The sequence below is a fragment of the Edwardsiella ictaluri ATCC 33202 genome (assembly GCF_000264785.1).
GTDB lineage: Bacteria > Pseudomonadota > Gammaproteobacteria > Enterobacterales > Enterobacteriaceae > Edwardsiella > Edwardsiella ictaluri.
This window is the reverse complement of the sequence record NZ_AFJI01000082.1, coordinates 20288-46354: the sequence shown is the minus strand read 5'-3', so window position 1 is coordinate 46354 and position 26067 is coordinate 20288. Positions and strand designations below refer to the sequence as shown.

The 26067-nt window shown below is 58.6% G+C and carries 19 protein-coding genes and 1 pseudogene; 10 read left to right on the top strand and 10 right to left on the bottom strand.

The features are described 5' to 3' along the window. Window positions 1-751: 751 nt before the first annotated feature. The 3 genes from dcuC to dcd all read right to left on the bottom strand — a co-directional run bounded on the left by dcuC (window position 752) and on the right by dcd (window position 4810). Entirely contained in the window at window positions 752-2110 is a 1359-nt protein-coding gene (gene dcuC, locus EIEH_RS12745; RefSeq protein ID WP_015870663.1) for an anaerobic C4-dicarboxylate transporter DcuC, read from the bottom strand. Between the two features lie 268 nt (window positions 2111-2378). Continuing rightward, on the bottom strand, window positions 2379-4190 hold the full coding sequence (asmA, locus tag EIEH_RS12740; protein ID WP_015870662.1) for an outer membrane assembly protein AsmA: 1812 nt from the start codon (window positions 4188-4190) through the stop codon (window positions 2379-2381). Between the two features lie 38 nt (window positions 4191-4228). Continuing rightward, on the bottom strand, window positions 4229-4810 hold the full coding sequence (gene dcd, locus EIEH_RS12735; protein WP_012848051.1) for a dCTP deaminase: 582 nt from the start codon (window positions 4808-4810) through the stop codon (window positions 4229-4231). Window positions 4811-5016: 206 nt separating this feature from the next. Here dcd and EIEH_RS12730 point away from each other — a divergent pair. Beyond that, window positions 5017-5951: pseudogene (locus tag EIEH_RS12730) on the top strand (EamA family transporter). Between the two features lie 36 nt (window positions 5952-5987). On the opposite strand, the gene udk reads toward EIEH_RS12730, so the two are convergent. Both udk and apbC read right to left on the bottom strand, forming a co-directional pair. Beyond that, a complete protein-coding gene (udk, locus tag EIEH_RS16945) occupies window positions 5988-6629 on the bottom strand; it encodes a uridine kinase (protein ID WP_049640149.1) in 642 nt (213 codons plus the stop codon). A 188-nt stretch (window positions 6630-6817) separates the two neighbouring features. Next, window positions 6818-7930, bottom strand: a complete 1113-nt coding sequence (gene apbC / locus EIEH_RS12720) for an iron-sulfur cluster carrier protein ApbC (protein WP_015870660.1) — start codon at window positions 7928-7930, stop codon at window positions 6818-6820. 474 nt (window positions 7931-8404) lie between these two features. Here apbC and metG point away from each other — a divergent pair, with 474 nt between their 5' ends. Further along, window positions 8405-10453, top strand: coding sequence for a methionine--tRNA ligase (gene metG / locus EIEH_RS12715; RefSeq protein WP_015870659.1), 2049 nt, complete (start codon window positions 8405-8407; stop codon window positions 10451-10453). A gap of 139 nt (window positions 10454-10592) precedes the next feature. On the opposite strand, the gene EIEH_RS12710 is transcribed toward metG, so the two are convergent. Next, on the bottom strand, window positions 10593-12074 hold the full coding sequence (locus EIEH_RS12710) for an amino acid permease (protein WP_015870658.1): 1482 nt from the start codon (window positions 12072-12074) through the stop codon (window positions 10593-10595). Window positions 12075-12283: 209 nt separating this feature from the next. Continuing rightward, complete coding sequence (gene yieE, locus EIEH_RS12705) at window positions 12284-13150, bottom strand: DNA-binding transcriptional regulator YeiE (protein WP_015870657.1); 867 nt, start codon at window positions 13148-13150, stop codon at window positions 12284-12286. Window positions 13151-13525: 375 nt separating this feature from the next. Here yieE and EIEH_RS12700 point away from each other — a divergent pair, with 375 nt between their 5' ends. The 3 genes from EIEH_RS12700 to nfo all read left to right on the top strand — a co-directional run bounded on the left by EIEH_RS12700 (window position 13526) and on the right by nfo (window position 15938). Further along, window positions 13526-13783, top strand: coding sequence for a DUF2545 family protein (locus tag EIEH_RS12700; RefSeq protein WP_015870656.1), 258 nt, complete (start codon window positions 13526-13528; stop codon window positions 13781-13783). A gap of 136 nt (window positions 13784-13919) precedes the next feature. After that, on the top strand, window positions 13920-14984 hold the full coding sequence (locus EIEH_RS12695) for a YeiH family putative sulfate export transporter (protein ID WP_015870655.1): 1065 nt from the start codon (window positions 13920-13922) through the stop codon (window positions 14982-14984). A gap of 105 nt (window positions 14985-15089) precedes the next feature. After that, window positions 15090-15938 carry a deoxyribonuclease IV gene (nfo, locus tag EIEH_RS12690; RefSeq protein ID WP_015870654.1) on the top strand — a complete coding sequence of 283 codons (849 nt, stop codon included), beginning with the start codon at window positions 15090-15092 and terminating at the stop codon, window positions 15936-15938. Window positions 15939-16092: 154 nt separating this feature from the next. Here the strand turns inward: nfo and wzz(fepE) are convergent, their stop codons facing one another. The 3 genes from wzz(fepE) to EIEH_RS12675 form a co-directional block, all read right to left on the bottom strand. Continuing rightward, complete coding sequence (wzz(fepE), locus tag EIEH_RS12685; protein ID WP_233420356.1) at window positions 16093-17166, bottom strand: LPS O-antigen length regulator Wzz(fepE); 1074 nt, start codon at window positions 17164-17166, stop codon at window positions 16093-16095. A gap of 298 nt (window positions 17167-17464) precedes the next feature. Continuing rightward, the gene (gene dinG, locus EIEH_RS12680) at window positions 17465-19633 is read right to left on the bottom strand and encodes an ATP-dependent DNA helicase DinG (RefSeq protein ID WP_035609787.1); all 2169 of its coding nucleotides are present in this window, start codon (window positions 19631-19633) and stop codon (window positions 17465-17467) included. A gap of 89 nt (window positions 19634-19722) precedes the next feature. After that, the gene (locus tag EIEH_RS12675; RefSeq protein ID WP_015870651.1) at window positions 19723-20781 is read right to left on the bottom strand and encodes an FUSC family protein; all 1059 of its coding nucleotides are present in this window, start codon (window positions 20779-20781) and stop codon (window positions 19723-19725) included. A 251-nt stretch (window positions 20782-21032) separates the two neighbouring features. Between EIEH_RS12675 and sbcB the strand changes: the two genes are divergently transcribed. The 5 genes from sbcB (at window position 21033) to cdd (ending at window position 25911) form a co-directional block, all read left to right on the top strand. Next, window positions 21033-22457 carry an exodeoxyribonuclease I gene (gene sbcB / locus EIEH_RS12670; RefSeq protein ID WP_172468380.1) on the top strand — a complete coding sequence of 475 codons (1425 nt, stop codon included), beginning with the start codon at window positions 21033-21035 and terminating at the stop codon, window positions 22455-22457. Window positions 22458-22595: 138 nt separating this feature from the next. Continuing rightward, entirely contained in the window at window positions 22596-23477 is an 882-nt protein-coding gene (gene rarD, locus EIEH_RS12665; protein WP_015870649.1) for an EamA family transporter RarD, read from the top strand. Between the two features lie 236 nt (window positions 23478-23713). Beyond that, on the top strand, window positions 23714-24130 hold the full coding sequence (locus EIEH_RS12660; protein WP_015870648.1) for a CidA/LrgA family protein: 417 nt from the start codon (window positions 23714-23716) through the stop codon (window positions 24128-24130). An 8-nt stretch (window positions 24131-24138) separates the two neighbouring features. Beyond that, window positions 24139-24828 carry a CidB/LrgB family autolysis modulator gene (locus EIEH_RS12655; RefSeq protein WP_035609799.1) on the top strand — a complete coding sequence of 230 codons (690 nt, stop codon included), beginning with the start codon at window positions 24139-24141 and terminating at the stop codon, window positions 24826-24828. 195 nt (window positions 24829-25023) lie between these two features. Continuing rightward, window positions 25024-25911 (top strand): cytidine deaminase, encoded by an 888-nt coding sequence (gene cdd / locus EIEH_RS12650; protein WP_035609784.1) that lies wholly within the window; start codon window positions 25024-25026, stop codon window positions 25909-25911. The last annotated feature ends 156 nt before the right edge of the window (window positions 25912-26067 follow it).

Genomic DNA, 26067 nt, shown 5'->3' with positions numbered 1-26067 from the left:
TTTACGCTCCGGTTGTTACGCGCTGTCCGGTCTAAACTGGGTGCAATAATATATTCCTACTGGAATGGATCTAATTGAAGGAGTTACCCACTGTACATATTATTATTTATTTTGAATAAATAATGGGCAGCCTTACAATCATCTTGCATATTAAACCACAGTCATTTTAAATTGTTAGTTAATTTATTTATCAGAAGTTTTTTACATAAATATAAAAATAGAAGTTAACATCTAAAAAAACAAATAGTGACAGGCGACTGGTTAAAAAAGGATTGCTATTCTTACGCTACCGCCCTTGGCTCTACAGCTACCAATGCACTGACTACCCTGAGCAACTTTTTACTGTGTTTACATCTATGCCACACTGTCAATATATTCCTTGAAAAACAAGACACGGCATGCAAACAAGCCCATCATAACGCAGTACGGCTGTGAGATTTCCCCACGGCTCACTCTCACCAGTGGACACAAGCAGCACTAATTTTTATACTTAATAGAAAAAAGGTAAAACATCTCAAATTTTTATTTTCAAACTCCGACGGCCAATTATCATACAATTTATCTTTCCGATTATTGTATATCACCCTGTGTATATAACCAATATCTGCATCTGCATCTGCCGCCACCAAGGCGTAAAAGTAACATAAAACCAGCCTATCGACATGTCATTTCCACATGGCTGGCACTTGCCACCGCAAACCAAAAAAGGCAGGCCTCTGGCCTGCCCTCTCCGTGTATATCGCTGCATTTGTCAGCGGTGCAGCGGTACCATAAACTCGGTGGCGACGATCACCACCACCAGGCCGACCAGCACCGGCACCGAGGTGCGTTTAACCACCTCAAAGGGGGAGATCTTGGCCATCCCGGAGACAGCCACCACCACACCGGAAACCGGCGATAGGGTGCGGCCCAGATTGGAGGCCTGCAGCATCGGAATGGTCAGGTAGGCCGGGTTGATGCCCATCTGGCCGGACAGCTTGGGGATCAACTCGACAAAGGCGTAGAACGGCGCGTTGCCGGAGCCGGTGGTCATCGCCGCCAGCATGGTGATCACCACCAGCACCAGCATCATGATGATGCCACCGGTGCCAAAGGACTGGGCCAGCTCGATCAGGCTGCTGATAAAGCCGACGGTGCTCAGCCCCTGGGCAAAGACCCCGGCGGCCACCAACAGCATCACCACGCTGGCAAAGGCGTCCGCCATCCCGCGGTAGGCCACCTCCAGCCCGCTATAGACCTTTTTAGCGTCGAAGCTGCGCAAAAACTCAGTCACCGAGGCCAGCAGCATACAGATAACCAGGACGCTGATGATGTGCAGATGTGGCCCCCACTTACCGTCGAACACCAGCACGCCGATGATCGGCGTAAAGGGCAGAATGGCATAAAACGAGGGTGCCGTGGTGGTGATCTCGTTGACGTCCAGTATCTCGTGCTGCGCCTGCTCCTTGTTGTCCAGGTAGCGCTGCCAGAAGTAGTGGGCAATCGCCATACAGACGATAGCGATGATGGAGATGGGCAGGGTTGTTTTAAAGGCAAAGTCGATCAGCGGCATTTCGGACGCCTTGGCTGCCAGCACCACATCGCCGGAGGTCGGAGCCAGGATGATCGCCGCAGGCGAGGCACAGATCGCCGCCGCCGCCCCCCGGCTGATCCCCACGTTGACCATCACCGGGAACAGGGTTGCCATCAGCAATACTCCCAGCCCGGTGGCCGACGAAACGGCCAGCGACATCAGGCAGGCGACAAAGTAGGCCGCAATCATTAAAATATAGGGCGAGTTAATATAGCGCAGCGGGCGGGAGGCCAGCTTGACCACCATATCGTTGGCACCGATATGGGTCATATAGGCGGCAAAACCGCACAGCATCATGATCATCATGCCGAGGTCGCCGCCGCGACTCATCAGCAGAACTTTTACATACTCAACGATATCGGTCGCGCGCCAGCCGGTCGACTTGCTGCTGGCGGGCAGGACATCGTGCCCCATCAGCGCGCTGATGATCAGCAGCAGCAGGCCGCCGGTCATCAGTACCCCGGTGGGGGAGTATCCTTTAATAATGTAACGCCCGACGCCAACGGCAACCACGACCCCAATCAGTAGCTCAAGCATATTCTTCCTCAAAAGATAGACAGGCGACCTCAGCCGCACCCAAGACAGGCATTGTTTCTGCCTTTATTAGCTGTTAATTCCTTTTAACACGGTCAAAACTACCGCACTGTGCCCAAATGATAAGATTAATTTACTGATATTGGTCAAGCTTTTCCGATGTGACGGTGTGGAGCACGGAGAGAGTGTGATGCAGGATATATTTTTATCCCGCCGCTGCTCTGCATCGTCAGGCTACGCAGAGCAGCGGCGGCGGGGAGTCGCCCCGGATCTATTCGCGACGCTTCTGCAGCCACTGCTTAAGCGCATCGCGCGCCTGCTGCTCCAGCGAATCGCGCAGCGCCTTATCAACATCTATCTGATAGTTAAGCTGTTGCCAATCGCCGTAGATATGCAGCGGAATTGAGGTCTTCTGCAGCGTATCGATCAGGCTGCCGTGACCGGTCCAACCCTGCAATACCCGGACCCCCAGAGTGATATCACAGCGCCGGGCCGCCAGATCGACGCTACCGCTGCCGCCGAGATCCAGCAGCGGTGAGTGTCCATTCAGCGTATTCAGGGTAAGGAGACCGCTGTGCAGCGCCGCCGCCGCCTTCAGGCTCTGGAAGGTGGTAAAGGTGTCCACGCTCTCCCCGGCCTGCACATCACTCCGATCGCGCACCACGGCCTGCTGGATCAGCTGGGCGATGTTCATCCCCTCCAACCGGGCATTATCCACCACCAGGGAGAGAGAGCCCTGCCAGCGCCGCTGCAGGCTGGCAATGGAAAGCCCCTCGCCCTGCAGATGGCCACTGAGCGACAGTGATCCGTCGATAAACGCCGGCAGCGCCAGCGTCCCGAGCAGCGGCGCCAGGCTCAGCTGGCGCAGCCGGGGGTCAAGCGTGACCTGTACCGCCTGACCCGGCCGGCTTTGCAGCGTACCGCTGATGGCGAACTCCCCTGCCCCCATGCGACCGCTCAGGCTCTCCAGCGTTCCCATCCCCCGACGATTGTTGGCCTGCAGGGCAAACGCCTCTATGGCCATGCCATGGTAGGTCGCGCGCTTGGCCTGAATATTCAGCCAGGCGCTGAAATCGCGCAGGAATGCCATCTCGTCGCTGCTCTCCGGCGGCGCCACCTGTGACACCACCGGCGGTGGCGGCGGCGGCGTATTACCGGCATTGGCATCGGCACTATCCACGCTTTGCACCTGCCAGCCGCTCAGGCTATCCCAGTCCAGGTTATCCGCCTGCAGCGTTACCCGGTATTCGGGGATGGCGTCCAGCGTCGCCTGGATCTCGCCGCGCAGCTGGCTGTCATTGGCACTCAGCGTCAGATCGCTCAGGGTCACGGCGGCCGACGCAGCGCTATAGCCCAGGGTCATACTGCCCTGTCCGGCAATCCCCGCTGACGGCAGCCCGGCACCGCTGTAGCGGTATTCCAGGTGGTCGATGCGCGCCCGATACTGTTGGGGATAGCGGCTCAGATCGACGTCCGCCTGCAGGCTAAGCTGCAGATCGCGCTGATCGCGGTTGATACGGCTGGAAAAGTCGACGCTGGCATGGCGGGTCGCATCCTGCTGGATATTCAGCTCGATATCGCGCAGGTTGATAGGCTCCCCGTCGGGCGCCTGCCAGATCACCAGGCTGTCTTCGACCTTCACCTGATGAATGTTCAGACGCCATGCCATATCGCTGATGGGTTCGCTGCGCACCGCCGACGAGCGGGGCGCGTTCGGCAACGGCGTCGGTTCACTCGCCGGTGTCAGGCGGATCACCGCCCCCTTCAGCATCACCCGGCGCACCTCCAGCTGATGCGAGAGCAGCGGCCACAGACGGACGTCTAAGCGCATATTGTCGGCTGCGATCACCGGTTGCTCAGCACCGTCGGCACGCAGCGACATACGGTCGGAGAGGATGCTCAGCTGTGGCCAGACGCGCCAGCGCAGATCGCCGTCCAGCGTCAGTCTGTAGCCGGTGCGCTGCTGCACCTGCTTGATCATGTAGGCCCGGAAATCATTGGGATTGATCAACAACAGCAGCGCACTGATGCCTGCCGCCACCACCACCAGCAGGATCATTAATGTGGTGAGAAGTCGTCTCATGCCATCCTCAGTCTTGGTCGTCCGTTACGATCATGGGATCAGTCTTTATCGATTCGGCTGGCTACCGCGCCCTGTTGCCCTTTGTACTTGGCATCCTCCCGGCGATTATAGGGACGCGCCGCCGGGGCGGAAAGCGGTTCAAAGCTCAGGGCGCCAATCAACATCCCCGGGCGCAGCGCCAACGGCAGCTTACCGGAGTTAAAAAACTCCAGCACGATGCAGCCCTGCCAGCCGGGATCGATGCGATGGGCCGTGACGTGGACCATCAGCCCCAGGCGCGCCAGCGAGGAGCGCCCGTCCAGCCAGCCGACCAGATCGTCCGGCAGCGTGACGGATTCATAGGTGACGGCCAGTGCCAGCTCGCCCGGGTGCAGGAAAAAGGCCTCATCCTCCCCCAGCTGGATCTCATCGCTCATCACCCGCTCCAGGGCCTCGGCGACCTCCTGCTTGGGGCCACTCAGATCGATATAGGCTGCCGTGTGTCCCTGAAAGACGCGAAACCGGTTCCCCAGACGCACGTCCACGGTGGCGCCGCTAATCCGCTCCTGAGGCGGACGCGGGGTAATACTCAGCCTGCCGTCATCCAGCCATGCCTCTATATCGCGGTCACACAGTCTCATGATAGTTCATCTCCGTCTCATCGCCACGCAGCACGGCTGCAGATGAGAATATCTTACCCGATCACCCCCTTTTTCCGAAATGATTCAGAGACATTGCCCCTTTGTACCCAGGGCTGTGACGTAAAAAATCGGGTCATGGGCTTGGCCGCCACGGGATAAACCATTAACATCGTGGCGGATATGGCAATGCGTACAGGGAGCGTACGATGGGAAGTCTGCGTCAGGGTATGGGATATGTGCTGGTCGCCGCCGCGCTGTGGGGCAGCTCCGGCGTCTGCGCACAATATATTTTGCAAAAAACCGGGCTTTCCGCCCAATGGCTGACCATGTTTCGCCTGACCTTTTCCGGGGTGATCCTGCTGGTGGTCTCTTTTCTGAACGGCGACCGGCTGTTCGCACCGCTGCGACATCGCCGGGACATTGTCGGCCTACTCTGGTTCACCCTGCTGGGTGCCATCATGGTGCAGCTGACCTTTCTGATGACCATCGAGCGTTCCAACGCCGCCACCGCCACCATTCTGCAATTTCTGTCGCCGACCATTATCGTGGCCTGGTTTGCCGCGGTCAGGCGCCAGCGCCCGGGACTGCCGGTGATGCTGGCCATCGGCTCCTCGCTGGGGGGGACCTTTTTGCTGGTGACCCACGGCGATCCGACCTCGCTCTTGATCTCGCGTTCCGCGCTGTTCTGGGGGATCGCCTCCGCCTTTGCCTCCGCCTTCTACACCACCTACCCCTCTGGGCTTATCGCCCGCTTTGGCACCCTGCCGATCGTCGGCTGGAGCATGTTGCTGGGCGGCCTGATGCTGATGCCCTTCTTCGCCGGCGAAACCGCACAGGTACAGATGGATAACGCCACCCTGCTGGCCGCCTTCTATCTGGTCATCATCGGTACGGCGCTGACCTTCAGCCTGTATCTGAAGGGGGCACAAATCATCGGTGGCGCCAGGGCCGGTATTCTCAGCTGCACTGAGCCGCTGTGCAGTGCACTGCTGTCGCTGCTGCTGCTGGGGATCACCTTTGGCGCGCTGGACTGGCTGGGAACGCTGCTCATCACCGCATCGGTCGTGCTGATCTCGTGCGATGCGCGCGCCCGGGAGGGCATAAACTGGAGTCGTTGGCGCCGCAGGACGGCGCACGCTGACGGCCAAGAGCCGCGGCAGGCGCGCCGTCGGCGGACTTATTCGAAGAACTGGCTGATCTTCGCCTTGAGAATATCGATGGCGATGCGGTTTTTACCGCCGCGCGGCACGATGATATCGGCGTATTGCTTGGAGGGCTCGATAAACTGCAGGAACATCGGGCGTACGGTCTTCTGGTACTGCGCCATCACCGACTCCATAGAGCGTCCGCGCTCGTTTACGTCTCGCTTCATCCGGCGCATCAGGCAGATGTCCAGCGGCGTATCGACAAAAATGGAGAAGTTCAGCTCGTTGCGCAGGCGGGCGTCGGTCAGCAGCAGGATCCCCTCCAGGATGATCACCTTCTTCGGCTCCAGGCGGATGGTCTGCTGAATACGGGTGTGCTCAACGTAGCTGTACTGCGGCAGCTCGATAGCGTTCCCCTGCTTCAGCATCTGCAGGTGCTGAAACAGCAGGTTGTGATCCATGGCGCTCGGATGGTCATAGTTGGTCTTGACCCGCTCCTCCATGGTCAGGTGGCTCTGGTCTTTATAGTAGCTATCTTCCGGGATGACACCGATATGCGCCTCACCGACCTGTTCGCGCAGTTCGCGGTAGAGGGTACTGGCAATCAGACTTTTACCTGAGGCGGATGCGCCTGTGATGCCAATAATGACGCACTGGTGGGTGTTGTCAGTCATGTGTTAAGACCTGGTATGTATAAGTGTTCGACGGGGCAGGGCACGAAAGGATCGGGATAGACCGGTGCCTGAGACGCGGCAATTATAGGGAGTCTGCCCGGCGGACGCCAGTCCAATCAGCACCGCGGCGGCGGTAAAAAAACGGGCTGCCGCCACGGCGCCCGTTATGATGGCTCCGATCCCGGCGCTTATACGGCGCGGAAGGCGATTTCGGTCGGAATGGATTCACCGCCCCAGTACAGCTGAGCGGCCACGTCGGCGGCCAGTCGGCGGTAAATGGCGCTGAACTCGCAGTCAGGACGGCTGCTGACCGTCGGCTCGCCGCGATCCAGATCCTCACGCAGCGAAATATGCAGTGGCAGCTGCCCCAGCAGGCGGGTATGGTACTTCTCCGCCAGCTTTTGCGCGCCACCGGCACCGAAGATCGGCTCATGGAAGCCGCACTGGCTGCAGATGTGCATGCTCATGTTCTCCACGACGCCCAGCACCGGTACGTGCACCTTCTCAAACATCACGATGCCCTTCATCGCATCCAGCAGCGCAATATCCTGCGGCGTTGTCACCACCACCGCCCCGGTCACCGGGATGCTCTGCGCCAGCGTCAGCTGAATGTCACCGGTCCCCGGCGGCATATCCAGCACCAGGTAGTCCAGATCTGGCCACAGGGTATCCTGCAGCAGCTGCAGCAGTGCCTTGCTGGCCATCGGCCCGCGCCACACCATGGCGTTATCATCCGTGACCAGATAGCCGATAGAGTTACTGGCCAAGCCATGGGCCATGATCGGTGCCATATGCTGTCCGTCCGGCGACGTCGGGCGCTCGTGGGCGGTACCCAGCATGGCCGGAATCGACGGGCCATACACATCGGCATCCAGAATCCCGACCCGGGCGCCCTCGGCAGCCAGCGCCAGCGCCAGGTTAACCGCGGTGCTGGACTTGCCGACCCCGCCCTTGCCCGAACTGACGGCGATGATATTACGTACGCCTTTCACTCCCGGCTGGTCATTGGCCCGCTTCAGGGTGGCAATATTATGCGCCAGGCGCCAGGCGACGCGCTGCACGCCCGGCAGCTGCAGCAGCGCGGGTGTAACGCTGGCCTGCAGGGCAGCAAAGCCGCTTTGCCAGGCAAACGGCATCATCAATTCAATATGCAGGACACCATCCAGCAGGGCGCAGTGGTGCAACGCCTTCAGCGCGCTCAGCGGATGATTCAGCGTAGGGTGGGTAAAACCATCAAGGATTGCGCCGACCTGCGCGCACAGCGTTTCAGGCGTGGACTGCTCATGGGATTTATCGCTCATCCCGACTCCTTTATTCGTTATTATAAACCGCCCGTCCAGTCTACCAGAACTGATGGCCGATCGCGCAGGGGATCCGCCGCCGAATTTTAGGCGCCGCTCACCCACAGATGCCGCCTCCGTAGCCAGAATCGTGGGGGCTCGCTCCAGGGCGTGCCCATTACGGGTCGTGAGCCTCTTTTCGCCCAGGGCAAGGCGCGGGCGGCGAGGCTGGGTGAGCCAAAATGCACCCTGAGTAACGCAGTACCGGGCTAAAATGGCCCCAGCCCTGCGGGACGTGTGCCAAAAGCGCGGACTTTACGTTGTCGGACTTGAACATAAACCCACGATATCCTGCGCCCTCAGCCTTGATTATGCGCTTCTGGCGCAGCGTCAACGCCGCGGACAGTTACGGGACGCGCCCTAGCGACCGACGGCGCAATCGGGTAACATCAGAGGTTACCTTCCATTGTTTAACCGAGAGATACAAAATCCACTATGGCTTCAGTCACTGATACAACAGGATCACGCAAAATTCTGGTGACCTGTGCGCTCCCTTACGCTAACGGCTCCATTCACCTCGGCCACATGCTTGAGCATATTCAGGCGGACGTGTGGGTGCGTTACCAGCGAATGCGCGGCAATCAGGTGCACTTTATCTGCGCCGATGATGCGCACGGGACGCCGATCATGCTGAAAGCCCAGCAGATGGGGATCGCGCCGGAGCAGATGATCGCCGAGGTCAGCAAAGAGCATCAGCAGGATTTTGCCGACTTCCAGATAAGCTATGACAACTATCACTCGACCCACAGTGAAGAGAACCATCAGCTGGCGAGCCTGATCTATACCCGTCTGAAAGAGAACGGCTTCATTAAGAACCGCACCATCTCTCAGCTCTATGACCCGGAAAAAGGCATGTTCCTGCCGGACCGTTTCGTCAAGGGCACCTGTCCCAAGTGTCAGTCCGCCGATCAGTATGGCGATAACTGCGAGGTGTGCGGCGCCACCTATAGCCCGACAGAACTTATCAACCCGAAGTCCGTGGTCTCCGGCGCCACGCCGATCCTGCGCGAATCGGAACACTTCTTCTTCGATCTGCCATCCTTCGGCGCCATGCTGCAGGCGTGGACCCGCTCCGGCGCCCTGCAGGAGCAGGTTGCCAACAAGATGCAGGAGTGGTTTGAGTCTGGCCTGCAGCAGTGGGACATCACCCGCGATGCCCCTTACTTTGGCTTTGAGATCCCCGATGCACCGGGCAAATACTTTTACGTCTGGCTGGATGCGCCTATCGGCTATATGGGGTCATTCAGGAATCTGTGCGACAAACGCGGCGATCTGAACTTTGACGACTACTGGGGCCAAGGGAGCGACGCCGAGCTGTATCACTTTATCGGTAAGGACATCGTCTACTTCCACAGCCTGTTCTGGCCGGCGATGCTGGAAGGCAGCGGTTTCCGTAAGCCGAGCAACGTCTTTGTACACGGTTATGTCACCGTCAACGGCGCCAAGATGTCCAAGTCGCGTGGCACCTTCATTCAGGCCCGCACCTACCTGAACCACCTGGATCCGGACTGCCTGCGCTACTACTATACCGCCAAGCTCTCCGATCGTATCGACGACATCGACCTAAACCTGGAGGACTTTGTTCAGCGCGTCAACGCCGATATCGTCAACAAGGTGGTCAACCTGGCCTCACGCAACGCCGGTTTTATTACCAAGCGCTTCGCCGGCCAGCTCTCCGATACCCTGGCCGATCCGGCGCTGTACCAGACCTTTGTCGATGCCGCGGCAGAGATAGCCAAAGCCTACGAGGCGCGCGAGTCGGGCAAGGCGATCCGTGAGATCATGGCCCTGGCCGATCTGGCCAACCGCTATGTCGATGAGCAGGCGCCGTGGGTGGTTGCCAAGCAAGAGGGACGCGATGCCGATCTGCAGGCCATCTGCTCCATGGGCCTCAATCTGTTCCGCGTGCTGATGACCTACCTCAAGCCGGTGCTGCCGGCGCTGAGCGCGCGCACCGAGGCCTTCCTCAACGCTGAGCTACGCTGGGATGCTATCGCCGAACCGCTGCTCGGCCACCGGGTAAATCCGTTCAAGGCCCTGTTTAACCGCATTGAAATGAGTAAGGTTGACGCCATGATTGAAGAAGGCAAACTCGCCGCCGCGGCCGCAGCGAAACCCGCCGCCAGCGGCCCGCTGGCCGACGATCCCATCCAGGAGACCATCACCTTTGACGACTTCGCCAGGGTCGATATGCGCATCGCCCAAATCGTCAGCGCCGATCTGGTGGCGGGTTCCGACAAACTGCTTAAGCTGCAACTGGATCTCGGCGGTGAAACCCGCCAGGTCTTTTCCGGTATCCGCAGTGCCTACCCTGACCCGCAGGCGCTGGTCGGCCGTCTGACGGTGATGGTCGCCAATCTGGCACCGCGCAAGATGCGCTTCGGCATCTCCGAAGGCATGGTGATGGCCGCAGGCCCGGGCGGGAAGGATATCTTCCTGCTCAGCCCGGATTGTGGCGCCCTGCCGGGCCAGCAGGTGAAGTAACGCCGCTGTCCGTTCCCCCCAAACCCGCCGCGGCGGGTTTTTTATCGCCCCGGCCTCAGCAATGTGCTCTGTCAGCGAAGGCCGCAAAAAAAACGCCCCGGAGCACAGGCATCCGGAGCGATTTTTCGCGGTGGGTCGCTTAGTCGACCTTGGTCGTCGGGAAGGTCATCTCGCTATAGCGGACAAACCGGGTTCCCTGCGTCAGCTTATAGCCAAACCAGATGATCAGGAACAGCGGCAGACCGATATAGGTCGCAGTTACACCGTACCAGTCGATGCGATCCTTCAGGAACGCCTCATAGTTCTGTCCCAGCGTGATGATCAGACACAGCACAAAGGCAAAGATTGGCCCGAGCGGGAAGAAGCCGGATTTATAGGGCAGCGCATTCAGGTCGAGTCCCGCCATCACGTAGCCGCGACGGAAACGGTAGTGGCTGATGGCGATCCCCAGCCAGGCGATAAACCCGGTCATCCCCGAGGTGTTCAGCAGCCACAGATAGACCTCCTGGTTGCCGAACATCGAAGTCAGGAAGCACAGACCGGCGACCACCGTGGTGGCGTACAGCGCATTGCGTGGCACGCCCCCCTTGGACAGACGGCCGAAAATACGCGGTGCCTTGCCCTCCGTCGCCAGGGTGTACAGCATACGCGTCGAGGCATACATCCCAGAGTTCCCCGCTGACAGCACCGCCGTCAGGATCACCGCGTTCATCACCGCCGCCGCAGAGAGCAGACCGGCATTCTTGAACACCAGGGTGAACGGGCTGACGGAGATATCCTTCACGTCATTACGCAGCAGGCTGGGATCGGTATAGGGGATCAGCAGACTGATGATCAGAATAGCGAACACATAGAACAACAGAATGCGCCAGAAGACCTGACGCACCGCCATCGGAATATTTTTACCCGGATCCTTAGACTCCCCGGCGGCAATGCCGATAAGCTCGGTGCCCTGGAAGGAGAAACCGACGATCATCGCCACCCCGATCATCGAGGCAAAACCCCCGGCAAACGGCGCATCACCGATGGTCCAGTTATGGAAACCGGCACCTTCGCCGCCCTTCAGGATACCGGCGATCATCATCAGCCCCACGGCGATAAAGATGATCACGGTGCTGACTTTGATCAGCGAGAACCAGTACTCCGCCTCGCCAAAGCCCTTCACCGAAATATAGTTCAGCAGGAATATCAGGCACAGGAACAGCGCGCTCCAGATCCAGCCGGGCATATCGGGAAACCAGTAGCCCATCACCAGCTGTGCGGCTACCAGATCGACGGCGATGGTCACCGCCCAGTTATACCAATAATTCCAGCCCAGCGCGAAGCCAAAGCCCTCTTCCACGTAACGTGAGCCGTAGGTAGAAAACGAGCCTGACACCGGCATAAACGCCGCCAGCTCACCCAGGCTGGTCATCAGGAAGTACACCATCATCCCGATGATGATATACGACAACAGCGCTCCGCCGGGGCCGGCCTGGGACACCGTAGCGCCTGATGCAACAAACAGCCCAGTACCAATAGAACCGCCGATAGCGATCATCGACAAGTGCCGCGCTTTTAACTCCCGGCGCAGCGCCGGTCCTTGTCCCGCATCGGGGACGGTAGTTTTTGTCTGAGCCATTAGAACCCTATCGTTGTTTTGCGTTGAATCATGAAACCAGGCGGGATTGTAACAAATCCATCTGCGGCAGGAAGTAACAATCTAACGATAATAAGAGAGCTTCATGATGGTTGCTGGATTATTAGCGGGTAGCTAATCGCGTATGTAATAAAAATACGCCAAGATCACAATAAACTACGGCAGCAGCCTCTGCTGCCGCCTCGTAGGCGCTACGCCTGGCAGTAGCTCAGAAAACGGGCCAGTGCCTTGGAAATATGCTTCTGGCGGTGGTGGATCAGATACAGCGAGCGATGCAGGTTGATCTCCGGCAGCGCGACCTCGACCAGGGTACCATTGCTCAGCTGCTCTTCGATCACCCGGCGCGACAGGCAGCTGATGCCGATACCATAGCGCACCGCATGCTTGATAGCCTCGGAGTTGCCCAGCTCCATCACCAGATCAAAATGGGGTAAATGGGAGAGCAACAGATGCTCAACCACCTCGCGGGTACCGGAACCGGTCTCACGCAGGATCCACGGCGCATCCGCCAGACGGGCCAGGGTAACCGGCTCCCGCAACAGTGGATGGTCCGGTGCGGCAAACACCACCAGCTCATCCTCCAGCCAGCTTTGGGTGGTCAGCTCCGGCATGTGACACGGGCCCTCGATCAGTCCCAGATCGGCGTTGAACGCCGCCACGGCGTTGATCACATCATGGCTGTTACCCACGTGCAGCTCCAGCGGCGTTACCGGGAAATCGCGCCGGTAGGCGGCCATCATCGGCGGCAGAAGATAGTTACCGATGGTGCTGCTGGCGGCAATGCGCAGCGCTCCGCTCTCACCCTTAAACAGCTGTTCGATTTCGCTGGCCTGCTCCAGCAGCGCCATCGCTTTCGGATACAGCAGACGACCGTGCTCGTTGACCACCAGCCGTTTACCTACGCGATCGAACAGACGCACCGACAGCTGGGTCTCCAGATCCGACAGCGCTGCGCTCACCGCCGACTGCGAAAGCGCCAGCATTATGGATGCCTGCGTGGTCGAACCGCTTTTCAGTACTTCTGTAAAAACTTCCAGTTGTCGCAAGGTGATGTGCATAGACAGATCCAAACCGTTTCAACCAACGCGCCGTCCCCGGCGCCGATAGCCCTGTGACCCGACGACGACGGGGCCGCTCTCTGCGTCAAATTTCATTTACGCAGCGCCAACTATAGATAAATCAGAAATAATTTACTACTTAAAGCGATTAATGTCTCGTACCCGGTCCCCTGCTTCTCTTTCCAGCGCCGCGCGGCGCACACGCAGCGGATCTGACGCCGCGCTGCCGGAAGATCCCGTCTGACGATCACCCGGACGGGTGATTTATTCGCCGCCGCCCCACTCAGGGCAAACGCACCACGCTTTACCCCGGCACATTTCCACTATACTCAACGCAGGCAGGATAAAGACGAAAGCAGCGGGTGGGAGGTTGCCATGGAGACCCTGTATGGTTATCTGATCGGTGCGTTGGTGACCCTGGCGATCTGTGCCTTTGCCTGGGCCAGGCAGGGATGGCGCGGCAGTACGCTGGCCTTTATCCTGCAGATGGCGCTGGCCTGTGGCTTTTACTATGGCGCCTGGCTGCTCTCTCAGGGCAACACGGTCACCGCAGCGCTGGCGACGCTGCTGTCACCCCTGTGCGTACTGCTGATCATCATCAACACCAGTGCAGCCACCCCACCGGATGCCTGAACTGGCCGCGTCCGGCCGTGAGAGCATCTAGCAAATATGTCTATAAAACATAGTACCATTATCGATTTAGAATTTAGCCACTGTCTCTTTAAGCTTGACGGCTCTTGAATTCACAATAATACAGTTCACCATAACAATGACAGAAAACAGATCGCACGCTTCACACCAGACTCATGCCCTGCTGCGTCTGCTCCCCGGACTGCTGCTGACCGGCATCATCACCGCCGTATCCATGTGGGCCGGTGCCCTGCCCTGGGTCGAACAGCTTGGCTTTGGCGCTCTGACCCTGGCCATCATTCTCGGCATTCTGATCGGTAACAGCGTCTACCCGGCGCTGAGTATCCCCTGCTCCGTCGGGGTCCATCTGGCCAAACAGAAATTCTTACGCCTGGGGATCATCCTGTATGGCTTCCGCCTGACCTTTCAGCAGATCGCTGACGTCGGCCTGACCGGCATTATTACCGATGCCCTGACCCTCAGCTCCACCTTCCTGCTGGCGCTGTGGCTGGGGCGTAAAGTCTTCGGCATGGATAAACAGACCGTGATGCTGATCGGTGCCGGCAGCAGCATCTGCGGCGCGGCGGCGGTCATGGCCACCGAGCCGGTGGTCAAAGCCGACGCCAGCAAGGTTTCGGTCGCCGTCTCCACCGTCGTTATCTTTGGCACCATCGCCATCTTCCTGTACCCTTGGCTCTATCAGCTCAACGCCCACTACCAGTGGGTCGCCATGACCCAGGAAAGCTTCGGCATCTATATTGGATCTACGGTACATGAGGTGGCCCAGGTGGTCGCTGCCGGGCGCGCCATCAGCGATGACACCGGCAACGCCGCGGTGATCACCAAAATGATCCGCGTGATGATGCTGGCGCCGTTCCTGCTGATCCTGTCCAGCACACTCAGCCGCGGTACCGGCTCCACCGACGGAAAAAAGGCCCCGATCACTATTCCCTGGTTCGCGGTTATCTTTATTCTGGTCGCCGGCTTTAACTCCTTTAACCTGCTGCCTGGCGCGCTGGTGCATGCGCTGATTACCCTGGATACTATCCTGCTGGCCATGGCCATGGCCGCCCTTGGCCTGACCACCCATATCAGCGCCATCCGTCAGGCCGGCATCCGCCCCATCATTCTGGCCAGCCTGCTGTTTGTCTGGCTGATTATCGGTGGTGCCGCCATCAACGTCGTTATCCAGCACTGCCTGTAAGCGATAGCCTCTGCACCCTGTTAACCTATGGTTAGCAGGGTGTTTTTATTTTATTGCCCGCGCGTTCAGTGTCATAATAGCGCCATCGCAACAGGAGATAACCCTATGAAATATATTGGAGCTCACGTCAGCGCCGCCGGAGGACTGGATCAGGCCCCCGCCCGCGCCCATGCGCTGGAGGCCACCGCATTTGCGCTGTTCACCAAGAATCAGCGCCAGTGGAAAGCGGCCCCGCTGACAGACGATGCCATTGACGCCTTCAGGGCCGCCTGCACGCGCTACGGTTATCAGTCGCAGCAGATCCTGCCGCACGATAGCTACCTGATTAATCTGGGCCACCCGGTCACCGAGGCGCTGGAAAAATCGCGCGGCGCCTTTATTGATGAGATGCAGCGCTGCGCCGATCTGGGACTGACCCTGCTCAACTTTCACCCCGGCAGTCACCTGCTGCAGATCGACGAGCGCGACTGCCTGTCCCGCATCGCGGAGTCGATCAATCTCGCACTCTCTCAGACCCAGGGGGTGTGCGCGGTGATAGAGAACACTGCCGGTCAGGGCAGCAACCTGGGGTTCCGCTTCGAGCAGCTGGCGGCCATTATTGAGCAGGTCGAGGACAAATCGCGCGTTGGGGTCTGTATCGATACCTGTCATGCCTTCGCCGCAGGCTATGATCTGCGCGATGAGGCCGCCTGCGGGGAGACCTTTGCCCAATTTTCCCGCACCGTCGGCTTTAGTTACCTGCGCGGCATGCACCTCAACGATGCGAAAAGCGCTTTCAACAGCCGGGTTGATCGGCACCAGAGCCTCGGGGAAGGCAATATCGGCGATGCGGCGTTCCGCTGGATCATGCGCGATCCACGCTTTGACGGTATCCCGCTGATCCTGGAAACCACCGATCCTGGGCGCTGGCAGGATGAGATAGCCTGGCTCAAGGCGCAGCAAACGGCAGAGTAATAGAGTATGGCCCCCGGTGCCGATTGCCTGAAGCACCATCATCCCCTCCCGGGGAGGTGGCCTGAGACTGACAATAAACAACGCAGCCTCTTAGCTGCGTTGTTTATTATGATACCGGAAAAAAGCTTTATGCCGCAGGCGGCGCGGTAAACGCCTACGCAGCTGTACGCTGACCGGTTATTGCATGGCGCATCAACACCGCACCACAGGAAAGCAACAGGCCCGCCATCGCCGACAACAGCACGATCAACGCCCCCTTAGGCGCCTCTTTCTGTACCGGAATACTCGGCAGCATCAGATATTTAAAGGGCTGAATCTTCAGATCGCTCAGGTGCACCTGACTGAGACGCCCAATATACTGCTGGCTGTTCTTCAGACCGGCGTTAAGCTCCGTCAGATCCGTTTGGCTTTTCTCGATATCCAGCTTCTGGCGCAAACCGTTAGTCCCCAGAGAAATCGGGAAATCATCGTCATCCTTAAACGTTGCGCCGTTGCCATACAGCGGTTTACTGATCCCCGCCGCCTGTGCCACCGCCAGCGAATAGTCCAGACGGCGGATCTTCACCTGCTGATCATTTCTCAGATTCTGCAGCGTCAGCTGATACCGCGCCTTTTCCCGCGCCAGGGTCTGATCCAGCTGATTCTTAATGTTATAGCGCAGATCGTCCACCACCCGAGCGGCGACAAAGTCAATGTACCCCTGCAGCAGTGCATGGGCCTCCTGGGAGCTGCGGGCACTGACTCCCAGTCGGTAGTAGGTGTACTCCTTACTCTCGGTTGCCTGATCCAGCTGGCTGTTCTTCAGGGTAAAGGCTTTCTGGGCCAGCGAGCTGAGCAGCCGCTCCCGCGCCAGCGGGTCAGACAATGCCGCCGCCAGCGTTTTATAGTAATCCGTCTGGGCAATGTATTCGCGACGTACTATCTGGGACTCGTAGGTTTGTACAAACCGCTCTATCAGCCAGCCTGGCGACGCATTCACTTTAATATCCAGGAGCGCCAGCTGATTCAGTTCGCTATTCATCGCAGCCAATTCACGCGCCTGTGCCGGGATCAGCTCGGCATAGCTGGTCCACTTTTGAGGTAACAGTGTCTTGACGGCAAATCCCGCCAGGGCACACACCAATACGGCCCCCAGGATGACCCACTTAGCCTTAAACAGCACCAGCAGGAGAGACAACAGATCGATTTCATCCTGCTGCAGCGGTGGCACAACATGCTGATGTGTCAAGGCAACACCGGAAGAAGAAAGCGGATTGGATGGATTGGATGGATTGGACAATGCAGTACCTCCCATTCCGTGATGGGAGCCTCCCTTTAAAAAAGACCGATAGATCCCTCAGAGAAAACCACAAAAAATCAGGGAGCAATTCTCTGCCTGGCACTCTACCTGACAAGTATTATTTGCGATAAAATATAACTATTTTATATATAATTATTTCAAACGGTTATACTTTTTGGATTCTACATAAGAATTTTATCGCAGGCAATGATTTAGTATGATAATTGCGGCTATCCGCTCTGCTGCGTTAGCGGCGACGGCGTGAGGCAGAGTGGCGAGAGGCCCGCTTTTGCGCCACGGGCTGTGGCCAGGCAGGCAATTCCCCCTCCGGCAACGGCGGCTGCAGGATAGGAAACACCGGCAGCGCGGCCAGCAGACGGCTACCATACGGTTTACTCAGCAGGCGGCGATCGTAGATGACGATCTCGCCGCGGCAGGCGTGGCTGCGGATCAGCCGCCCTACCTGCTGGATCAGGGTAAAAGAGGCACCAGGCAGGCTTTGCACCTCAAAGGGGTAGCGGTTATGCGACTTCAGCCACTCTCCCTCCGTCAGGATCACCGGGCTGTCTACCGGAGGAAAGGCTACCTTATGAATATGCACCTGGGTCAACAACTCACCCTTCAGATCCAGCCCCTCGGCAAACGACTGCAGCCCGACCAGCGCGCTCTGTGTCCCTGCGTGCACCCGGCGACAGTGCTCTTCCACCAGGCGATAGCGGGGACGGTCCCCCTGCACCAGCAGCCCCAGGCGCAGATCCGGGACAAAACCTAAAAAAGTCTGCATCGCCCGCTGGCTGGCAAACAACACCAGCATACCGGTGTGTTCACCACGCAGCCAGGCCGCACGGAAGAGGTGAGCCATCTGACGTAAATGCTCTCCCTCCTGCGCCAACGTAGGCTCCAGCGTCATCTGCGGGATCACCAGACACCCTTGGTGTACATGGTCAAATGGCGAGTCCAGCACCACAAAGCGATCGCCGGCCTGACTGTTCAGGCCAGAGAGCTCGCTGATGCGGTCAAAGCGGTTCAGGGAGCGCAGGGTCGCCGAAGTGATCACCGCGTGGGGAATACGCCGCCACAGTAAGCGCTCCAGCTGATCGCATACCCGGATCCCGACGCAGTGCAGGTAGCGGTGGTGTACGCCATCGCTGAGCTCTTGCGTCAGCCATTTGGAGATCGGTGCATTGGAGGCCTGATCCAGTGCCGCCAGGCGCCACAGCTTGCTCAGCGCCTCTAGGTAGCTGAACGCCCGGCTCATCTGTAGCAGCGCGCGCTGTACCCGTAGCGCATCGTGCGTCCCGGTCTTCTCCTGCAGGTCGTTCATCATAAACTCGCTCAGGCCGCGTAGACCATCGCACAGCTTATACAGGCGCTGTGCCAGCTCACCCAGCGCTTCGGGCAGCTGGCCCAGAATAAAGCGGTGCTGCTCCTCACCGGCCAGCAGCCCGGCGGCAGCACGATCGAAATCTGTCAGCAGCTGACGCAGCTCCGCCGTGTGCGCCTGCAGGCGCCCGCTGCCCAGCAAGCGCGGGGGATTCTTGGGCTGATACTGTGCCTGGCACTGTTCGATATGGCGTACGATCATATCGATCTGCCCCTGCACAAACAGAGCGGTGATCTCACCCTCCATCTCCAACGCATCACGGGCGACATCGGGCAGATGGTGCCCCTCATCCAGCACCAGCAACAGATCCTTCGGCGGCGGCAGCACCGACTCGCTCTCCAGCGCCGCCATCACCAGCGCATGGTTGGCTACCACCACATCGGCGCTTTCAATTTCGCGCCGCGCCAGAAAAAACGGGCAGTGGCGAAAATGGGAACAGCTGCGGTTCAGGCAGCTGGCCCGATCGGTGCTCATCTTGGCCCATAGCCCATCATCCAGATTGTCATGCAGATGGTCGCGCAACCCATCCCAGCGGCGGCTCTCCAGCTCTTCCTGCAGACGGCGGCACTGCGCCCGATCCTCCTCGCTGCCCGGCTGCAGCGCATCATCGATAAACAGCAGCAGGGATCCCTGCCCATCCTGATGCTCGGAGAGCGCCGCCAAATTACGCGGACACACGTAGCGACCGCGGCCAAAGGCGGCGGTAAAAGTCAGATCGGGGATAATTCGCCGCAGCAGCGGCAGATCCTGGGTATAAATCTGATCCTGTAACGCTACGTTGGCGGTACTCACCACCAGCGGCTTCTGCTGTGCCCGACTGATGGCAATGCCGGGCAACAGATAGGAGAGGGTTTTACCGACGCCGGTCGGCGCCTCGATCACCAAATGACGGGCGTCAATGCCGCTCAGTGCCCGGGCGACTTCAGCGATCATTTTCCGCTGCTGCGGACGGGTGACAAAATCGGGAATTTGCTGCGCCAGGGCCTTATACCACTGGGAGATCTGGGTTTTGAGTGCGCTGGAAAGGGTCATTGATACTCGCTGCGGGAAACATGGCGCGCTATTGTCGCACAGCGGGCGGACAAAATCAGCCACCCGCCCCACCGTTGTCCCGGCGCCGATCAGCGGCGCAATACGTTGCTCAACAGATCGCGCAGCTCATCCAGCTGCATCGCCAGCTGCATATTCAGCCACAGATAGCCATAAATCGGCGCTTCTCTGTCGCTGTGCACCTGCGCCTGCGCGATCAATGTCTTCAGCTCTACCACCATCGGCTCCATCTCCGGCAGGTGCTCCAGCGCCTCCTCCCCCCGTCCGCTGAGCAGCATCTGTGACAGTCCGTGCAGGGCGTTGATGGTCAGCTTCTGAAACATCCGCAGCCGGGTGGCGTTCAGCATGATAAAGTGGCTTTCACGGCTGGCCCAATAGGCGTCGGTCATCATCTCCAGCGTGGCCACCAGGTTACGGGTGATCACCTGAATGGCGTCGAACACCGCTTTATCCACCTTGGTCTCCCGGGCGCTGGGTGCCAGCAGGCCGCGTACGGTGCCCAGATCGGAGAGAATGAGCTGCTGATGTTCGGTCAACTGCGGGCGTTCAACCATATTAGGTGAAATATAGGCACTATAGATGTTACTCATGCAGGTCAGGCCATGGTTCATCTTTAACCGCCAGTGGGTGAAGGCCCGCTGCGGATAAATGCTGGCAAACAGCAGCGCCAGCAGCGAGCCGATGATCACGTTGACGCTGCGCAGCAGTGCCGTCTGAATATCGCCGGGCCCGGCGGCGGACACCACGCACAGCGTGATGCCGATCAGTAGCCCCATATAGGGGCGCTTGCCCAGGGCTGCGATACCACAGACAAACATAACGACAGTGCACCACACCAGCATCAGGCTCATCGAATAGAGCTCAAGATATAGTGCCACCAGCCCCGATGCGGCACCAAACACCGTCCCCATACAGCGCTGCAGTGCCCGGACGGTAACGTTACCCCAAAAGGAGATCGGTCCGATCACCACCACCATGGTGATTAGCGCCCAAACCCCCTCTGGCACCGCCAACACCCGGATCAGAAGGAACGTTAATACGAAAGAGATCGCCATGCGCACACCGTGTACAGCGCGATAATGCCCATAGATGAAAGAGTCAAACGGAGTGATGCTTTTATTTAAACGCACGGAAACGACCTTGGATCAGGATCTCAACAAAAATGAATCTTTAGTGTAACGGAAATCCTCGGCATAAAAAAATACCCAGCACTCTTATCATCACTTCTGGGACAGGTCATACCGATATCGCAATAAATAATAGAATATTGGGTTTCCCGCCCGGCACGGTTACACTAAGGCATGTTACGTCACTGTGCATCGCATCTGTACCCAGAGGGAGCGCCGCTGACTTTCATTCACGTTTTCGCTGTAGAGGCCCTATTTTGAGCAAGGCTGCGCCCACCTTCCTGTTTCACGACTATGAAACCTTCGGTCAGCATCCGGCGCGGGATCGTCCCGCACAGTTCGCCGGCGTGCGCACCGATGCCGACTTCAATATCATCGAAGAGCCACAGGTGTTTTACTGCCGTCCGGCCGATGATTATCTGCCCCAGCCCGATGCAGTGATGATCACCGGGATCACCCCGCAGACGGCGCTGGCCCAGGGGGTCTGTGAAGCCGAATTCGCCGGGCGTATCCACCGGCTGTTCAGCGTGCCGGGTACCTGCGTACTGGGCTATAACAACATCCGCTTCGACGATGAGGTGAGCCGCAACCTGTTCTACCGCAACTTCTTTGACCCCTACGCCTACAGCTGGCAAAACGGCAACTCACGCTGGGATCTGCTGGATGTGGTGCGCACCTGCTACGCCCTGCGCCCCGAGGGGATCGTCTGGCCGGAAAACGAGCAGGGGCTGCCCAGCTTCAAGCTGGAGCACCTGTCGCAGGCCAACGGCATTGAGCACAGCAACGCCCACGACGCCATGGCCGATGTCTACGCCACCATCGCGCTGGCCCAGCGGGTCAAACAGGCTCAGCCACGGCTGTTCGACTATCTGTTCCAGCTGCGCAACAAAAACCGGGTAGCTCAGCTTATCGACATCGCCGCAATGACGCCCCTGGTGCATGTCTCCGGCATGTTTGGCGCCCTGCGCGGTAATACCAGCCTGATCGCACCGTTGGCCTGGCATCCCGAAAACAAAAACGCCGTGATCGTCTGCGATCTGGACAGCGATATCACCCCGCTGCTGACCCTGGATGCCGACGCCCTGCGCGAACGGCTCTACACGCCGCGCAACGAGCTGGGCGACGCCGCCCCGGTGCCCATCAAGCTGGTCCACATCAATAAATGTCCGGTGCTGGCACCGGAAAAAACCCTGCTCGCGGACAACGCCGTCCGGTTGGGGCTCGATCGCCAGCGCTGCCGGGATAATCTGGCCCTGCTACAGCAGCACAGCGAGATCCGTGACAAGGTGGTATCCCTGTTTGCCGATGCGCCGCCCTTTCCGCCATCGGACGACGTGGACAGCCAGCTGTACGACGGCTTCTTCAGCGATGCCGATCGCCAGGCGATGCAAATTATTCGCGCCACCCTGCCGCAGAACCTGCCGGCGCTGGATCTGCGTTTCAACGATCGGCGCATCACGCCGCTGCTGTTTCGCTACCGCGCCCGTAACTACCCGGCGACGCTGGATGAGAGCGAGATGCGCCGCTGGCAGCAGCATCGCCAGAGCATGCTGACACCGCAGCACGTACAGGATTATCTACAGACGCTGGAAATGCTGTACAACCGCTATGAGGATCAGCCTCAGCGGCTGACGCTGCTGCAGGCGCTGTTTGATTATGCCCGTGAATTAGTAGGATAATAATCTGCGCCGGAAGGATGCAACCGTCGTCAGATTGATGACGTTTATTGCACCATCCTTCTCTCTATTTCCACTCTGCCCACGGCAGAGTGGCCGATAACCAGGCTCCGCGACGGAGCAGACAATCAAGGCTGAACTATGTGGCTGCGCAATGGACCGCTGCTGGCGGTACTGTCGTTTATTCTGTGGGGGATCACGCCGCTATTCTATAAGCTGCTTAACGATGCCAATGCCTTCGAACTGCTGGCCCAGCGTCTGTTCTGGTCGGTGCCCCTGCTGCTGGCGCTGCGTCTGCTGTTCAGGCACCGCACCTCCTGGCGTGAGGCCTGGCAGGATAAACGCTCGCTGTACTGCTGCCTGCTGGGCGGCGCCATCATGAGCATCTCCTGGACCACCTTCATCTATGCCCTGACTCACAACCTGGTGCTGGACGCCAGCCTGGGCTACTTCACCAATCCGCTGTTCGCCATCTCGCTGGGTGTCATCTTTCTGCACGATCGGCTAACCCGCTTTCAGCGCATTGCGGTGCTGCTGGCCATCATCGGCCTGACTTACCAGATAATCCTGCTGGGGCGCGTGCCGGTGTTGGCACTGGTAATGGGTATCACCTTTGCCTTCTACGGCCTGGTGCGTAAGTATATCCGTTACGATATTATGACCTCCATGACGCTGGAGACTCTCTGGATGCTGCCGCTGGCGCTGGGGATCACTCTCTGGCTACAGATCGGCGGCGACAGCCATCTGGGCAACCTCAGTCTGGCGGAATATTCGCTGTATATTCTGACTGCGCCAGTGACCTATGCACCGCTGCTGCTGTTTGCCGCCGCCATCAAGCGCACCTCTCTGACGGTGGTGGGCCTGGCGCAGTATGTCGAACCCTCGCTGCAATTTCTACTGGCGGTGCTGGCCTTCGGTGAACCGATCAACCTGCCCAAAATGATCAGCTTCTCACTGATCTGGCTGGGACTGGCGCTGTGTATCTATGAACTGTTTCGCAACCCGCACCGCCCTGCGCGGTAAACCGGGCCAGCGCGGCGACAGAGGCCTATACGCCTCCTCTGCACAGCACAGAGAAAACCTAATTCGCTCACGCTTTCCTTCCGCGCCGGGCTACCCGGCACGCTCCGTCTCTACGGCAGCACCAATACCCCACCAAATGGGCATAGCTGTCATAGAGCGAATTCATGATGTGATCAGTAGCACATTTTACCAATTAATTGTATGATGATTATGTTTTCGTTTTTGGGTACACTATGATGTCAAATCCACTTTCTCTTTGCTGGCAATACGCACGTGCCTTCGTGCTGATTTACCTGTGCCTGTTTGCCGGTAATGCGCTCGCCACCCTGTTACCAATCAAGATCCCGGGCAGCATCATCGGTATGCTGATCCTGTTTGCCCTGCTGGCTTCGCAGATCATGCCGGCCACCTGGGTCAAACCGGGGTGCAGTCTGTTTATTCGTTATATGGCGCTGCTGTTCGTGCCGATCGGCGTGGGTGTCATGCAGTATTACGACGTACTGTGCCGCCAGTTTGGCCCCATTGTGGTCTCCTGCGTGGTCAGCACCCTGATCATTATGGTGGTGGTAGCCTACTGCTCACACCTGGTTCATCGCGAACGGCCCGGCAGCGGCGAGCAGCCCCTGAGCCATCCGCAGGAGAGTAAACAATGATGACCGTCATGCTGAATATCTGGTGGTCACTGCCGCTGACGCTGGTGGTCTTCTTTGGCGCCCGTCGTCTCGCCCAACGCCTGAATATGCCGCTGCTCAACCCGCTGCTGGTCTCTATGGCAGTGATCATTCCGCTGCTGCTGCTGCTGCATATTCCCTATAAAAACTATTTTGCCGGCAGCTCGGCGCTCAACAGCCTGCTACAGCCGGCGGTCGTAGCGCTGGCCTTCCCACTGTATGAACAGCTGCACCAGATCCGCGCCCGCTGGAAGTCCATTATCACCATCTGCTTTATCGGCAGCGCCACCGCGATGATCACCGGCACCGCCATCGCCCTGTGGCTCGGTGCGACGCCGGAGATCGCCGCCTCGGTAATGCCGAAATCGGTGACCACACCGATCGCGATGGCTGTCGCTCAGTCCATCCACGGGATCCCGGCCATCAGTGCCGTCTGCGTGATCTTTGTCGGGATCCTGGGCGCCGTATTTGGCCACACCCTGCTGAATGCCCTGAACATCCGTACCAAGGCGTCGCGGGGTCTGGCTATGGGGACGGCATCACACGCCCTGGGAACCGCCCGTTGCGCAGAGGTCGACTACCAGGAGGGTGCCTTTAGCTCTCTGGCGCTGGTTATCTGCGGGATCATTACCTCCCTGCTGGCGCCGTTTCTGTTCCCGATACTGCTGCATATCTTCTGATAACATTGTCACAGCGGGGGGTGCCGGTATGCGCTCTCCGCTATCGACAAACCTTTTTTACGTTAAAAACGTTGAAATTTTTCCCTCATTCGAGATATTTATTACAATTATTGCATCTAAAAAGTGATTATTATCACAAATATCACCTATTCGCTTCCTTACAATAGCCTCCCGTAACTCACAAGAGGCTTTCCCATGCACGCACGCTTTGCCGCTGCATTCAGCCAGCTGCCTGCCGAACTCCAAGCGGCGCTTACGCCAGTAATGGCGTCTGACACCTTCAACGCCGTGATCACCGCAGCCCAGGTGGATGCCATTGGTCATGCCTGCCACCTGGATCGCCAGGCCCTGAGTTTTGCCCTGTTGCCGCTGGCTGCCGCCTATGCCCTGACGCCTATCTCTCATTTTCAGGTCGGTGCTATCGTCCACGGTGCCAGCGGTAACCTTTACTTCGGCGCCAATATGGAGTTTTCCGGCACCCCGCTGCAGCAGACCATCCATGCTGAGCAGTGCGCGATCACCCACGCCTGGCTACGGGGCGAAACGGCACTGGCGTCAATTACCGTTAACTGCACGCCCTGCGGCCACTGCCGCCAGTTTATGAATGAACTGAACAGCGGTACCTCGCTGCCAATCCATCTACCGGGCCGCCACACCGCCACCCTGGGCGACTATCTGCCCGACGCCTTTGGCCCACGCGATCTGCAGATAAAAACCCTGCTGCTGGACCCTACCCATCACGGGCTGATGCTGGACAATGCAGCCAGCGATCCCCTGCAGCAGGCGGCGCTGGACGCCGCCAACGCCAGCCATGCGCCATATAGCCAGGCCTACAGCGGCGTTGCTGTCGAAACCCCCCGAGCCGTCTATGCCGGCCGCTATGCGGAAAATGCTGCCTTTAATCCCAGCCTGCCACCGCTGCAGGCCGCCCTGATCCTGCTGAATATGTCCGGCGACAACGTCAACGCTATTCGCCGGGCCGCGCTGGTGGAATCCCGTCAGGCGCCCCTGTCACAGTATGCGGCGACGCGCGCCACCCTACAGGCGCTCGGCTGCAACGATCTGCAGCACCATCCGCTGTAACCCTGACGCCAGGGTTCCCCCGGGAGCCTTGGCGCGTTACCCCAACACTCCCGCCCCCTAAAATCATTGTTACAAAACATATATTAAATGAATGTTTTTGATAACAAACATTGAACAATGGCGAACTCTCTTTTAGGATCTTCAGCGTGTTATTTT

Coding starts and splice junctions, on each gene's coding strand:
- EIEH_RS12710 (WP_015870658.1), bottom strand. CDS start 12,074: ATGGCTCAGACAAAAACTACCGTCCCCGATGCGGGACAAGGACCGGCG.
- rarD (WP_015870649.1), top strand. CDS start 22,596: ATGTGGCTGCGCAATGGACCGCTGCTGGCGGTACTGTCGTTTATTCTG.
- asmA (WP_015870662.1), bottom strand. CDS start 4,190: ATGAGACGACTTCTCACCACATTAATGATCCTGCTGGTGGTGGTGGCG.
- cdd (WP_035609784.1), top strand. CDS start 25,024: ATGCACGCACGCTTTGCCGCTGCATTCAGCCAGCTGCCTGCCGAACTC.
- metG (WP_015870659.1), top strand. CDS start 8,405: ATGGCTTCAGTCACTGATACAACAGGATCACGCAAAATTCTGGTGACC.
- dcd (WP_012848051.1), bottom strand. CDS start 4,810: ATGAGACTGTGTGACCGCGATATAGAGGCATGGCTGGATGACGGCAGG.
- EIEH_RS12700 (WP_015870656.1), top strand. CDS start 13,526: ATGGAGACCCTGTATGGTTATCTGATCGGTGCGTTGGTGACCCTGGCG.
- EIEH_RS12655 (WP_035609799.1), top strand. CDS start 24,139: ATGCTGAATATCTGGTGGTCACTGCCGCTGACGCTGGTGGTCTTCTTT.
- apbC (WP_015870660.1), bottom strand. CDS start 7,930: ATGAGCGATAAATCCCATGAGCAGTCCACGCCTGAAACGCTGTGCGCG.
- udk (WP_049640149.1), bottom strand. CDS start 6,629: ATGACTGACAACACCCACCAGTGCGTCATTATTGGCATCACAGGCGCA.
- EIEH_RS12660 (WP_015870648.1), top strand. CDS start 23,714: ATGTCAAATCCACTTTCTCTTTGCTGGCAATACGCACGTGCCTTCGTG.
- dinG (WP_035609787.1), bottom strand. CDS start 19,633: ATGACCCTTTCCAGCGCACTCAAAACCCAGATCTCCCAGTGGTATAAG.
- EIEH_RS12695 (WP_015870655.1), top strand. CDS start 13,920: ATGACAGAAAACAGATCGCACGCTTCACACCAGACTCATGCCCTGCTG.
- dcuC (WP_015870663.1), bottom strand. CDS start 2,110: ATGCTTGAGCTACTGATTGGGGTCGTGGTTGCCGTTGGCGTCGGGCGT.
- yieE (WP_015870657.1), bottom strand. CDS start 13,150: ATGCACATCACCTTGCGACAACTGGAAGTTTTTACAGAAGTACTGAAA.
- nfo (WP_015870654.1), top strand. CDS start 15,090: ATGAAATATATTGGAGCTCACGTCAGCGCCGCCGGAGGACTGGATCAG.